The sequence below is a fragment of the Acinetobacter sp. WU_MDCI_Abxd143 genome (assembly GCF_025514195.1).
In the GTDB taxonomy this organism is placed as follows: Bacteria; Pseudomonadota; Gammaproteobacteria; order Pseudomonadales; family Moraxellaceae; genus Acinetobacter; species Acinetobacter pittii_H.
Genome location: NZ_JAHPTH010000009.1, coordinates 69,515 through 83,703 on the forward strand (window position 1 = coordinate 69,515; position 14,189 = coordinate 83,703).

10 protein-coding genes are annotated in these 14,189 nt (G+C 40.9%); 8 read left to right on the forward strand and 2 right to left on the reverse strand.

Going from position 1 to position 14,189, the window contains the following annotated elements:
- The first annotated feature begins 238 nt into the window (after positions 1–238).
- The 6 genes from prpC to KTI79_RS14805 all read left to right on the forward strand — a co-directional run bounded on the left by prpC (position 239) and on the right by KTI79_RS14805 (position 8,000).
- Positions 239–1,396 (forward strand): 2-methylcitrate synthase, encoded by a 1,158-nt coding sequence (gene prpC, locus KTI79_RS14780; RefSeq protein ID WP_004795430.1) that lies wholly within the window; start codon positions 239–241, stop codon positions 1,394–1,396.
- On the forward strand, positions 1,396–4,002 hold the full coding sequence (gene acnD / locus KTI79_RS14785; protein WP_086376380.1) for a Fe/S-dependent 2-methylisocitrate dehydratase AcnD: 2,607 nt from the start codon (positions 1,396–1,398) through the stop codon (positions 4,000–4,002). The genes prpC and acnD overlap by 1 nt, the downstream gene beginning before the upstream one ends.
- Before the next feature lie 81 nt (positions 4,003–4,083).
- Positions 4,084–5,907, forward strand: a complete 1,824-nt coding sequence (locus tag KTI79_RS14790) for an ATP-binding protein (RefSeq protein ID WP_002120817.1) — start codon at positions 4,084–4,086, stop codon at positions 5,905–5,907.
- A gap of 344 nt (positions 5,908–6,251) precedes the next feature.
- On the forward strand, positions 6,252–6,386 hold the full coding sequence (locus KTI79_RS14795; protein WP_001983336.1) for a zinc ribbon-containing protein: 135 nt from the start codon (positions 6,252–6,254) through the stop codon (positions 6,384–6,386).
- A gap of 123 nt (positions 6,387–6,509) precedes the next feature.
- A complete protein-coding gene (locus KTI79_RS14800; RefSeq protein ID WP_086354728.1) occupies positions 6,510–7,085 on the forward strand; it encodes a DUF4126 domain-containing protein in 576 nt (191 codons plus the stop codon).
- 405 nt (positions 7,086–7,490) lie between these two features.
- Positions 7,491–8,000: a GNAT family N-acetyltransferase gene (locus tag KTI79_RS14805; protein WP_086376381.1), complete on the forward strand. Its 510-nt coding sequence runs from the start codon at positions 7,491–7,493 to the stop codon at positions 7,998–8,000.
- Between the two features lie 365 nt (positions 8,001–8,365).
- Here the strand turns inward: KTI79_RS14805 and KTI79_RS14810 are convergent, their stop codons facing one another.
- Both KTI79_RS14810 and KTI79_RS14815 read right to left on the reverse strand, forming a co-directional pair.
- On the reverse strand, positions 8,366–8,650 hold the full coding sequence (locus KTI79_RS14810; RefSeq protein WP_086376382.1) for a hypothetical protein: 285 nt from the start codon (positions 8,648–8,650) through the stop codon (positions 8,366–8,368).
- Positions 8,651–9,323: 673 nt separating this feature from the next.
- A complete protein-coding gene (locus tag KTI79_RS14815; RefSeq protein WP_086376383.1) occupies positions 9,324–10,016 on the reverse strand; it encodes a tetratricopeptide repeat protein in 693 nt (230 codons plus the stop codon).
- 261 nt (positions 10,017–10,277) lie between these two features.
- Here KTI79_RS14815 and KTI79_RS14820 point away from each other — a divergent pair, with 261 nt between their 5' ends.
- A complete protein-coding gene (locus KTI79_RS14820) occupies positions 10,278–13,070 on the forward strand; it encodes a type VI secretion system Vgr family protein (protein ID WP_143225032.1) in 2,793 nt (930 codons plus the stop codon).
- Positions 13,067–14,185 carry a hypothetical protein gene (locus KTI79_RS14825; protein ID WP_032055683.1) on the forward strand — a complete coding sequence of 373 codons (1,119 nt, stop codon included), beginning with the start codon at positions 13,067–13,069 and terminating at the stop codon, positions 14,183–14,185. The genes KTI79_RS14820 and KTI79_RS14825 overlap by 4 nt, the downstream gene beginning before the upstream one ends.
- Positions 14,186–14,189: the final 4 nt, after the last annotated feature.

Here is a 14,189-nt window from a genome sequence, read left to right on the forward strand (position 1 = left end):
AACCTTCTTTTTAAAAGAAGGGGGAAGCGATGGTCTTGGCTATCGTGAGGGCGGCATGGATGCCGCTACGTTGGACTGCGATATAGGGATATATCGTCAGGCCAACAAGGATTTTTGCTTACTTTTCATCCGTGAAAAGTAAGGCGAACGGCAGGTTAATCCCGATATAAGAAGTGAAAATGGTACGACTCCGTCGTGCTTAATAAATAAATTCAGATAGATAGGAAAGGACAATCTTATGAGCTCAAATGAAACAACAACAGGCTTCAAACCAAAAAAATCAGTTGCACTTAGCGGACAAGTTGCAGGCAACACAGCACTTTGTACCGTAGGACGTAGCGGTAACGACTTGCACTATCGTGGCTATGACATTCTTGATCTTGCGGCAGGTAGCCAGTTTGAAGAAGTTGCTCACTTGCTCGTACATGGCAAATTACCAAACAAAGCTGAACTCAAAGCGTATAAAGCAAAATTAAAAGCACTTCGTGGCTTACCAGCAGCACTTAAAACTGCACTTGAACAATTACCACCGTCTGCACACCCAATGGATGTGATGCGTACAGGTGTGTCAGTGCTAGGTTGTTTAACTCCAGAACATGAAGACCACAACGAAGCGGGCGCAAAAGACATTGCTGACAAATTAATGGCAAGCTTAGGTTCAATGCTGCTTTATTGGTATCACTTCAGCAATAACGGTCGTCGTATTGAAGTTGAAACAGATGACGACTCAATTGCAGCGCATTTCTTACATTTACTTCATGGCGAAAAACCATCTGAAGAATGGATTCAAGCAATGCATACCTCTCTTATTTTGTATGCTGAGCACGAGTTCAACGCGTCTACATTTACCTCACGTGTGGTTGCAGGTACAGGCTCTGACATGTACTCGGCAATTACAGGTGGTATTGGTGCACTTCGCGGACCTAAGCACGGTGGTGCAAACGAAGTTGCATTCGTGATTCAACAACGTTACGACAACGCAGACGAAGCAGAAGCTGACATCCGTAAACGTGTTGAAAATAAAGAAGTTGTGATTGGTTTTGGTCACCCTGTCTATACAGTTTCTGACCCACGTAACGAAGTGATCAAGAAAGTTGCGCACGACTTAGCAGAAGCACAAGAGAACACCAAAATGTACCTCATCGCTGAGCGTTTAGAAGCAGTGATGAAAGAAGTGAAAAACATGTTCCCGAACCTCGACTGGTTCAGTGCAGTGAGCTATCACTTAATGGGTGTTCCAACTGCTATGTTCACACCATTGTTTGTGATTGCACGTACAGCAGGTTGGTCAGCGCACGTGATTGAACAACGCCAAGACGGCAAAATCATTCGTCCAAGCGCGAACTACACAGGCCCTGAAAATCTTGAATTTAAACCATTGGCGGAGCGTGGTTAATGAACACAAAATACCGTAAACCGCTGGCAGGAACCCAGCTTGAATATTACGACGTGCGTCAAGCCGTTGAAGATATTCAGCCAGGCGCATACGAAAAACTGCCTTACACCTCTAAAGTACTCGCAGAGCAATTGGTACGCCGTGCCGATGCCGAGAACTTAACTGCCTATTTAACGCAGTTAATTGAACGCCGTCAGGACTTGGACTTTCCTTGGTACCCTGCGCGCGTGGTGTGTCATGACATTTTGGGTCAAACTGCATTGGTTGACCTTGCAGGTTTACGTGATGCGATTGCTGACAAAGGCGGTGACCCATCTAAAGTCAACCCAGTTGTGCCGACTCAGCTCATTGTTGACCACTCTTTAGCAGTGGAATACGGTGGTGCGGATCCAGACGCTTTTGCAAAAAACCGTGCTGTTGAAGACCGCCGTAACGAAGACCGTTTCCACTTTATTGAGTGGACTAAAACAGCATTTAAAAATGTCGATGTGATCCCTGCGGGGAACGGCATTATGCACCAGATTAACCTAGAGAAAATGTCTCCGGTGATTCAGGCGCGTGATGGCGTAGCATACCCAGACACATGTGTAGGTACAGACTCACACACACCACATACAGACGCTTTGGGTGTAATTTCTGTGGGTGTAGGTGGCTTAGAAGCTGAAAATGTCATGTTGGGCCGTGCATCTTGGATGCGTCTACCAGACATTATTGGTGTTGAGTTTGTAGGTCAGCGTCAGGCAGGCATTACTGCAACAGATATCGTGTTGGCTCTAACTGAATTCTTGCGTAAAGAGCGCGTAGTGGGTGCTTACCTTGAGTTCTTTGGTGAAGGTGCTGACAGCATGTCTGTAGGCGACCGTGCAACCATTTCAAACATGACACCAGAATATGGCGCTACGGCTGCAATGTTCTACATCGACCAAAACACAATCGACTACTTACGCCTAACAGGCCGTGAAGATGCTCAAGTGGCATTGGTTGAACAGTACGCAAAAGAAATCGGCCTTTGGGCATCTGATATGACCAAAGCAGAGTACCCACGTGTACTACGTTTTGACCTATCGACAGTCACACGTAACATTGCTGGTCCATCAAACCCACATGCACGTGTTTCAACTGCGGACCTTAAAGAAAAAGGTATTGCGGGTGTTGTTGAAAACCGTTCTGATGGCTTAATGCCAGATGGCGCAATCATTATTGCTGCAATTACTTCATGTACCAACACTTCTAATCCACGTAACACCGTGGCGGCAGGTTTGTTGGCACGTAAGGCAAATGAACTTGGTTTGGTTCGTAAACCTTGGGTGAAATCATCATTTGCACCGGGTTCAAAAGCGGCTGCACTTTACCTCGAAGAAGCTGGCGTACTTAAAGACCTAGAGCAACTTGGTTTTGGTATTGTGGCTTACGCTTGTACGACTTGTAACGGTATGTCGGGTGCGTTAGATCCAGTCATCCAACAAGAAATTATTGACCGTGACTTGTACGCAACAGCAGTACTCTCTGGTAACCGTAACTTCGATGGCCGTATCCATCCATATGCAAAACAAGCGTTCTTGGCATCTCCACCATTAGTTGTGGCATATGCAATTGCAGGTACGATCCGTTTCGACATCGAAAAAGATGCGTTAGGTCATGACAAAGACGGTAACCCGATTTACCTCAAAGACATCTGGCCATCTGACGCTGAAATTGATGCCTTAGTTAAAGAAGCTGTGAAGCCTGAACAGTTCCGTAAAGTCTATATTCCAATGTTTGACTTGGGCGAAGTTGAGCAAGCGAAGAGCCCACTTTATGACTGGCGTCCGCAAAGTACTTACATCCGCCGTCCACCATATTGGGAAGGGGCGTTGGCTGCACCACGTACTTTGGCGAACATGCGTCCGCTTGCGATTTTGGGTGACAACATCACTACCGACCACTTGTCGCCTTCAAACGCGATTTTGATGGACTCGGCTGCGGGTGAGTACCTTCACAAAATGGGTGTACCAGAAGAAGACTTCAACTCATACGCAACGCACCGAGGTGACCACTTGACTGCACAACGTGCAACATTTGCTAACCCGAAACTCTATAACGAAATGGTGGTTCGTTCAGACGGTACCATTAAGCAAGGTTCAAAAGCGCGTGTAGAGCCAGAAGGCGAAGTGATGCGTATGTGGGAAGCAATTGAAACTTACATGAACCGTAAGCAACCGTTAATCATTATTGCGGGTGCTGACTATGGTCAGGGTTCAAGCCGTGACTGGGCTGCAAAAGGTGTCCGCCTTGCAGGTGTTGAAGCGATTGTGGCAGAAGGTTTTGAGCGTATTCACCGTACCAACTTGGTGGGTATGGGCGTGTTACCGCTTGAGTTTAAACCGGGTGTAAACCGTAAGACTTTAAAACTAGATGGTACAGAGCTTTATAGCGTGATTGGTAATATTGCACCGCGTTCGACTTTAACTTTAGTGATTGAACGTGCTACAGCGGATGGTAAAGAAGAGATTCTTGAAGTGCCTGTGACTTGCCGTTTAGATACAGAAGAAGAAGTTTCTGTATATGAAGCGGGCGGTGTATTACAGCGTTTTGCGCAAGACTTTTTAGAAGGCCAAGTGGCTTAATATTTAGTCTATAACTGATTGAAAATTATTCAAAAGAGCCCTATCTTGATGATGGGGTTTTTTTAATTTAATGGAATAAAAATGAAATTGGTTTCAATTGAGATAAAAAATTTTCGCTGTTATGAAGAAAATATTTTAATAAGCTTTGATAACTTAACTACTTTTATTGGTAAAAATGATATTGGAAAGTCTACAATTTTAGAGGCTTTAGAAATTTTTTTTAATAATAGTACAGTCAAAATTACACAGGATGATTTAAATATCAATAGTACGGATACTGATGTAATTATCACTTGTGAATTTAGTGACTTACCTCCAAAAATAATTCTTGATAGTGGTGTGGAAACGAATTTAAAAGATGAATTTTTAGTTAATAAGAATGATAACTTGAAAATTAAGAAAGTTTTTGATTGTTCTAAAAAAAATGTTTCAACCGAAGTCTTTATAAATGCTTATCATCCAACTGCAATAGGTTTTGATAATCTATTAGAGTTAAAAGAGAACGATTTAAAGAAAATTATTCGAGACGGAAATATTGCTAGTACGCTAAAAGGAAATCCCTTAATGCGTAGTGCTATTTGGAGTTCTTGTTCTGATTTATGTTTAGCTGAAAAAGATATTCCTGTTTCAAAACCGAAAGAAGATATTAAAAAAATATGGGAACAGCTAGAAAAGTATCTTCCTATTTTTGCTTTATTTCAGAGCGATCGTAGTAGTAAAGATTCAGATGGGGAAGTACAAGATCCTATGAAAGCTGCTATTGCCACCGCTATTTCTGAGGTTAGAGATGATATTGAAAAAATACAGGAAAAAGTGAAGCAAAGAACAGAAGAAATTGCACGAAAAACACATAAGGCATTAGAAAGTATTGATAAAAACTTAGCAAGTCAATTAACACCTGAATTTACAATGCCAACCAATTCGAAATGGGTTGGACTTTTTAATGTGGGGTTGAATACAGACGATATTCCATTGAATAAAAGAGGAAGTGGAGTTCGACGCTTAGTGCTTGTTAGTTTTTTTAAAGCAGAAGCAGAGCGCCTTTTAAGTGAAAAAAATAAGCAAAGTATCATCTATGCAATTGAAGAACCAGAAACAGCTCAACATCCAAATAACCAAAAGATTCTACAAAGTGCATTTGTTGCTTTAGCCAATGAGGATAATTGTCAGGTTTTATTAACAACGCATAGTCCAGGTTTTGCATGTGATTTACCATCAGATAGCATTAGATTCATTAAAAGAGATGAATTCCATAAACCTGTAATTGAAAAAGGTGTAGAAATATTTGGAGAAGTAGCCAATGCTTTAGGAATTGTTCCGGATAATAGGGTAAAGGTACTTATCTGCGTAGAAGGACCAACAGATGTGAAAGCTATGAAAGCTTTAAGTCTTGCCTTACATAGAAAAGATGCATCACTACCTAATTTATATACAGATCAATCGTTTGCATTTGTTGTAACAGGGGGGAGCACGCTTAAATATTGGATTGATCAACAATATTTGTCTGGTTTGGGAAGAAAAGAATTTCATTTATATGATTCAGACGTGACTAGCTATGCTGCTGAAGTAACAAAAGTAAATACTCGTGGAGATGGTTCCAAAGGTTTTATTACTAAGAAATATGAAATAGAAAGTTATTTACACGCAGAAGCAATTAAGCAAGCATTTGATGTGGATATTGAAGTATTAGATCAATTAAATGAGCAAAAGAAAGCAACTCCAAAATTATTTGCTGAAGCCTATTCACTTAAGCAAAATTTTGATGGAGTGATGGGAGACACGAAAGCTAAAATCTTACTAGCAGATAAAGCCTTTCCTTATATGACAGCGGAGTTGATTGCTCAACGTGATCCAGAAGGTGAAGTTGAGGGATGGTTTAGACAAATGGTAGGGATGTCTAGTTAATTATTCTAAAACAGAAAACCAAGAATATAAAAAAAGCCCGACATCCTGTCGGGCTTTTTCGTATTTGGTTGCTAGATATGACTCCTGTCGTATCTCACGATCCTGATGCATGAACCTATTATTGTTGTTTTATGTTCCGGAACATCCTGTTCCTGTATGAAATCATCATAGAAAAAAAGCAGGGGACAGCCAATCCGCTAAATCCCTAAATCTATGTAAGATAAATCGTACAAATAACATTTTTTGCATTTATGCCATCATCATCGGGCGAAATGGACAATTGACATTCACTTTAAGTGGGTTATATTCCTGTTTAATATATATACGATTATAGGAATGTAATCATGGTAACAGCTGGCGAAAAACCCGGAACAGGCTTCTACTTCTGTGCTCAGTGCGGACATAGAGTGTTTTTAGAAATTAATACCGACCCTTTACCACCTTGCACGAAATGCTACTGCACGCAATTTAAACGTTAAGAATGAAATAATATTTGCGTTCGCATTTAACAAAAAGCCCTGTCACCTGATGGGGCTTTTTTGTTAATTTAAAAATAAGACTTACATAACAAGACCCGTGATGGGCATGAAAAGGAAACCGTTATGGAAACAATATTGGGTTTATGTATTGGCGTGGGGCTGAGTGCTGCCTGCGGTTTTCGCGTGTTTGTGCCGCTACTGGTTATGAGCATTGCAACCATGATGGGATGGTTTGAACCATCAAAAGGTTTTGAATGGTTAGCTCTGCCATCGGTGTGTTTGGCTTTGGGCGTGGCAACGGTGTGTGAAGTCGCAGCTTACTATATTCCTTGGGTCGATAACGCCTTAGACACAGTCGCAACTCCTGCGGCGATGATCGCGGGTACGTTAGCGACAATGGCGGTGAGTAGCGGAGAAATGTCTCAGTTTGCCAGTTGGGCGGCTGCGATTATTGTGGGCGGTGGTACGGCAGGTGTGGTGCAAATGAGTACCGTTGCTGCACGTGGTGTTTCAACTGCAACCACGGGTGGCTTAGGGAATTTTGTTGTCGCGACAGGTGAATGGATTGGAGCGATCTTACTTTCGGTTTCGGCCATGTTAGTGCCTGCACTTGTTGCGGTAGTGGTGCTGATTGCGGTTATTTTAGCGGTACGTTGGATTCGCCATAAAAAGCAAGAACAGGCGCATAGTCCTCTATAGGTTTAGCCTAAACATATTTTAAACAGCAATAAAAAAAGCCCAACATCCTGTTGGGCTTTTTCGTATTTGGGTACTAGATATGACTCCTGTCGTATCTCACGCTCCTGGTGCTTGAACCTATTATTGTTGTTTTATGTTCCGGAACATCCTGTTCCTGTATGAGTTCATATTAGGAAAAAATTGGTAAGTCGCCAATCCGCAAAATCCCTAAAAGTTTGTAGGTTAAAACGTACATTGAAACATGGTGTGAGGCGTTTTGTAGTTACAGAGGGGGCGAATAGAGGGGGCTTACTTTTATACCTAATCATTTAAGATGTTGAGAAGAATAAGAGTTGCTATTGATAACAATATGTTATGTTTAAGTTTGGTTGTAAAAAGAACAATTTTATCGGGAGTAATAAATAAATGACCGTTATGTTGGTAAAACCTCATTTAAGGTTTAAAGAGAGCTATAACAACTATATTAATGAATTAGCAGATGAAGATCGTCACCCTTTGACAACGGAGTTTGACCATACAAATTTTGAATCATTTTTGAATAAACTGAGAGATTATGAAAAAGGGGAATCCCTAGAAGAAGGCCATGTTCCCAACATTACATATTGGTTAGTAGAAGGTAATGAAATTATTGGTGCGTCTAACTTGCGACTTAAACTCAATGAACAGATTGAATATTGTGGTGGGCATATTGGTTTAGGTATTCGTCCTTCTAAACGTGGACAGAATTTTGGCTCGAAATTGTTAGAGCTTACAATTCAGGAGGCATGGAAGCTAGGCCTAACAGAATTACATATACATTGCTATAAATCTAATTTAGCTTCTGCAAAGACCATTCAAGCAAATAATGGCCGCCTTCACTCTGAAATTACTCTCAACCAAGTAGTTCAAAGGTATGTTGTAAATAAAACAATATAAGAATTTTCTTTTAGAGCATTTTTAAACAGCAATAAAAAAAGCCCGACATCCTGTCGAGCTTTTTCGTATTTGGTTGCTAGATATGACTCCTGTCGTATCTCACGTCCTGATGCATGAACCTATTATTGTTGTTTTGTGTTCTGGAACATCCTGTTCCTGTATGAGTTCATATTAGAAAAAAAGAGGGGTGTCGCCAATCCGCAAAATCCCTAAAAGTTTGTAGGATAAAACGTACAAGATCGCTTTCGATATATATTATTTTGAATTCAACTTTAGGCCCCTGTGCCACAACAGACTTTAATCTTTTGCGCTGATTTAAAGTAATAAACTATTGCGGTACAGAGATAAAGAGCTAAGCCAAACGCTTAGCCCAGACTACTTTTGTCACACCGCTGCATGACGCTAAAGAAAGTAGGGGCAAAGTCCCGTGGGAGAACAGGACTTTGCAAACTGACATGTTCTAGCTGCTGCATCAGCTTGGGTGAGTAGGTTTGTTCAAGTCGCTGATAAATACATCCACAACTGGTCTTAGTGTGTCCACCCGACAGGCAAATTTTTTCAAACTCCTGCTGAGTGCGTAAGTTACAACCCGAAATTCCCAAGCTCGCTACAACCAAACTTAAAGCCAAAATAGGTTTATAAATTGTCATATTATTCTCATAATGATTTATATCTATGAGTAGAATAAAAATATAATTTGTTTTAAGGCTTAAAATAATTTTTAGGTAATAATTAACCCTCCCATGTATATAGGAAAATAAAATAATTAAATTTTTAAAATAAAGATAATTTATTTATTTAAAAAATGGGTGTAGAAAAACCAAATTTTAAATAAATAAAATGATTAAGCAGGAGAGGGAATAAGTTTGAAAAATATCATGGTCAACTCCTTATAATTTATGGAGTCCTACCACCAGATTACCGCGAATTAATTTATGGTGGTAGAACGAAAGGGGGTTGACAGACTGGACTCGTAGAACCAGCACGCACGGGGCGTCCCCCTCCCGTCCTACCGCAAAGAAAAGGGGACGCAAGGGTCTAACGAATTATAGTAGAACTATAACCCGCTACGAGTTACGGTCTGTCAAAACCGTCTGGCAATGTAGGCCAGCAACGAGATAATAATCGGTGATTTTAATTACGTCAATTTAATATTTAAAATATTTTTGATTTAATAATAAATCTAAATGTATTTTTAAAATAATAGAATTAATATTTATATTTAATTAGAAAAAATAAATAATAAAATAAGTTGTAAGTGTAATGTTGTTGATAATAGAGATTCATTATCTTATAAATAAAAATATTATAGGACGACAGCTTTTACTCTAAACTTTTAAGCATTTCTTTAGCATCTACATCGCCTGAATCGGCAGCTTGCTGAAACCATTTCTTTGCCAGTTGTAGGTTTTTCGGCGTGCCTTCACCATTTAAATACATCTGGGCCAAGTTGTACTGAGCATCGCTTTCATTATGCTCAGCCGCTTTGGTGTACCACTTAAGCGCTTGCTCATCACTTTGTGAAACGCCGTGACCTTTTTTATATAGATGAGCTAAATTATATTCTGCGGGTGGGTAGCCTTGGTTGGCAGCACGACTAAACCACTCAAACGCCTTTCCATAATTTTGTGCAGTTCCTTCACCTCTGTCATATAGCACCCCTAAGTTATATTGCGCTTTCGCATGGTCCTTGGCCGCAGCCTTAGTAAAATAATCAAAAGCGCGCTTGGCATCTTTTTCAACACCCGTACCTGTGTAATACATCATCCCTAAACTATATTTTGCCCCCATACTTCCATTTTGATCAGCCACAGTTAGCCATTTAAACGCTTGTTCATAGTTTTTAACAACACCTTGTTCACCACTTAAAAGCATCATCCCCAGATGATATTGAGCAACGGATTGTCCTTGTTCTGCACGATATTGAATATCGGCCACGCTCGGTTCAGCAAATGCTGAAGAATGAAAAGAGAAAATCACCGTAAATATATAAAAAGCAGACTTTTCTATTTTCATATCTCATCCTGAATTTTATTAATTTGAGTAGTTACTTTCTTTAATATCCATTTGAATATAAAAGAAAAATATTAAATATGTTTGGCTGATTTAGAGTGCTTTAAAATGATCTGATTTTACGGTTTAAATACCTATTTAATAAGAAATTAACGTAAAACTGCATATTTAGACTAGTTACATTTTGAAAATGAGTATAGATAGACAGATTAGTCTTTTTTTAATTAAAATGCGGCCTAAATATAAGTTTGATTGATAATAAAAATGCAGATGAGTGTGTCGAGTATATTGGAGCGTTTAGGCCTTGTTTCACAAAATCGCGCTGTTCATATCCAATTCTCAAATCAGTCTTTAAATCAGCAAGTTTTCTTGCAACGCATTGAGGGCGAGCATACGCTCAACCAAGGCAGTGTTGCTGAGTTACTGTGTCTGTCGACCAACGCACATATTGCATTAAAACAATTTATTGGCTGTCAGGTTGCCGTAGATCAAGTCACTGACACAGGCCAATTTTTTAGAACAACAGGCATTATTACTGAAGCGAGCCAAGGGCAAAGCGACGGCTCACTCACCATTTATAACCTTACCTTAAAAGATCCAACCGCACTCTGGCATAAACGTCGTAATAGCCGCGTGTTTATGAATAAAAGCGTGCGGGACATTAGCGAAATTCTATTTAAAGAATGGCAAGGTAAAAGCCCGTTATTTGCTTCAAGCTTAACACTCGACACAGCAGGATTAAACAAAGACTATGATGTGCGTCCGTTTGTGATGCAGTCAAATGAAAGTGATTATGACTTTTTAACCCGTTTATGGCGTAGCGAAGGCATTAACTGGCTGGTCGATGAATCGCAACTTTTTGTCGCTGACCCAAATGCTTCTATTCAGCCACAAGTGTTACGTTTAATTGATGATAACCAAAACTATCAAGCCCTTGAACGCCGTAGCCTCCGCTACCAACGCAGCAGTGCGACAGAACAGTTCGATACCATTACCCAAGTCAAAGCTGAGCGCCGCTTACAACCGACTTCGGTTCATGTGCAACGCTGGCAAGCCGATGTCCTACAACAAGAAGAAGGCAGCGGTAGCGTACAAGGCACGCAAAAGCACAGCGAACACTATGACAATGCCAGCCTAAACCTTGAAGATGCATGGCACGTTAGCCCCGCTTGGATGCAGGACTTAAATGGTGAAGACCAAGCTACAGCTTCAGGCAATAGCCAGATTGAACAGCTTAACCAGCACATCAATGCTTACCATCACCTAAGTTCGAAACAATTTACTGTTTCAGGTAATGTTCGTGATGCACAGGTCGGTTACTGGTTTGCACTGAATGACCATCCTGAACTCGACCAACATGATAGTGCCGATAAAGAATTCCTAATCTTAAGTAAGCACTATTACAACCAGAACAATTTACCGAAAGAATTACAACAGCAACTTGAGCGTCTGTTGCCAAAAGACAAGCTCAAGGCAGCTCAACTCGACAGCCAAAACCCCGAGCAGCGCCACTTTGCTGAGCTGAACGTGGTTCGACGTAACATTAAAGCTGTGCCTGAATATAAACCGCTAGAGCACCGACCAGCCGCTCACCCGCAGCGCGCTAGAGTGGTTGGGTTAGAGGGCGAAAGCATCCATGTCGACCAGTGGGGACGCATTAAAGTCCGTTTCTTGTTTACCCGAGCTGATGATCATAGCCATGACGGTGGAGCAGGAAGTAACGACAATGACACTGACTCCGCTTGGGTTGATGTACTCACCCCGTGGGCAGGTGCGGGTTATGGCGCACGCTTCTTACCACGTGTGGGTGAGATCGTGGTGATCGACTTCTTTGACGGCAATATTGACCGCCCTTTTGTGGTGGGACGCATTCATGAAGCCGAACGTCACCCAACCCAGTTTGACCAGAAAGGCCAACTACCTGACACTAAAAAACTGAGCGGTATCCGCTCAGAAGAAGTGGATGGTAAAGGTTTTAACCAACTCCGTTTTGATGACACTACAGGGCAAATCAGTGCCCAACTGCAAAGTAGCCATGCAGCAAGCCAGCTCAACTTGGGTAACTTAAGCCATCCAAAAGACAAGGCGGAAAGTGAAGGCCGAGGTGAAGGTTTTGAGCTACGAACAGACCAGTGGGGCGCAGTAAGAGCTGGCAGTGGTTTACTCGTAAGTACCCATAAACAGGACCAAGCTCAAGGTGTACATCTTGATGCAAATGAGGCTAAGCAACAAATCGAAGGCGGCCTTAACAATGCCAAGGCACTCAGTGAAGTTGCTAAAAACCAGCAAACTGATCCGTTAGAAAATTTAGAAAACCTAAAATCTTTTATTGAAAAACTTGAGCAGCAAGACAACGCAAAAGCCAAAACCTTTAAAGAGGCGATTATGTTGTTGGCGAGCCCAAATAGCATCGCGCTGAGCAGTAACGAAGACATTCACTTAAGCGCAGATGGGCAGCTAAACCAAACTGCTGGAGACAGTATTAACCTGTCTACCCAAAAGAATTTAATCGCGCATGCTCAAAACAAGATTAGCCTTTTTGCAGCGCAAGAAGGCGCAAGACTCTATGCAGGCAAAGGCAAAGTCGAGATACAAGCACAAGGCGACGCAGCAGATTTAATTGCCCGTAAAGCTGTTCAGATTATTTCAGCAGAAGACAAAATTGAAGCGACTGCAGCCAAAGAAATTGTACTCACCGCAGGCGGCTCTCAAGTCAAAATTACCGGTTCAGGCATTTTTATGACTACGAGCGGCAAGTTTGAGGTGAAGGCTGGGCAGCATAAATTTAGTGGCAGTCAAAAAGTAACAACCGATCTACCTAATCTTCCCTCATCACCTAATGGTAAGTACATATTAGAATTCGATGTTCGTCATAAACTTGATAATGTGGCATTAGAAAGCTTACCAACATATAGCCTTATAGACTCTCAAGGTAATATTAGAACTGGTAGTGTTCCAAAAGACGGAATTGTGCGTGTCGCTTCGTCAGATAAAGAAGAAAAATTTACCCTCATGGTTCATAAGTATGATGTAGAAGCTATGGAGGAAAAGGAGTGACTTATACTGCTCGTTTAAAGGTATTTTGCGACAATAAAGAAATTCTGACTAAGCTAAATTATACTTTTACAAATACAACAACAAAACAGAACTATGGAGGCAAGCTTGATGCGAATGGATGTACGAGAGTTTATCCATGCAACAAGTTGGATCTAATTTTTGTTGAACTCATTTTAAATAATTCTAAGCTCGCGAGAATTCGTGTTCCTGCATTGGAAAATGGAGAGTTTAATAAATCCACTTTTCAATTAAAAACAACGAGTGGCTCAACAAAACAGGCTGATACTAATAAAGTACCTGTTAAAGTAAAAAATGAACTGGAAATAGCATTAGATAGTTTAAATGGTACTGCTGTTTATTTTGGAAATAATTTCCTAGCTCATGATTCTCATCTACGTGAAATTTATATCCGTGAAGTGAAAAAGATGAGTGACCGCTACCTTCAGTTAGTCAAAGAAGGAAAGATGACAGTAAAAGAGGCGACCTCAGAGGCAACGAGTTTAAGAAATGAAATATTAGAAGGTATTCGAAAACGTAATTCACCAGTGGGGCGTGCTATAGCAGAAAAAGAAAAACTGCTCACAAAAACAATGGATGAATTCATGGAGTACTATGCATTACAAGAGAAAAACCCCAAATTGTTTGATGAGCTTAAGAGTAAGGGGCGTAGTGCGATAGATAGTTATGTTAAGGCCTCTGCAAAACAAGGAAACCCTATTTTTAAATCGCTTAATGATTCACAAAAGAACCGAGTGTTTTACAGCATATTAAAAGGTTCAGGGAAAACGAATGCTGGATTTAATTCTAAAATTTCATTTATGAAATGGGGGGGGAGAGCAATTGTAGTTTTTTCTGTTGCGTATGCAGGCTATGAAATCTATAACGCGGAAAATAAAGAAAAAGAAATTTACAGACAAGGCGCCTCTATTGGTGCTGGTATTGCAGGAGGCGCGGCAGGTGGAGCAATAGCAGGAGGAATTTGTGGTCCAGGATCACCTATCTGTTCTGGTATTGGTATCCTCATTGGAGGTGCAATTGGGGGGATTGCTGCATATCAACTGGTAGATGCATTCGATAAAGAATTAGAAGCATTTACTGCTTGGACTGTATTTTAAAAAG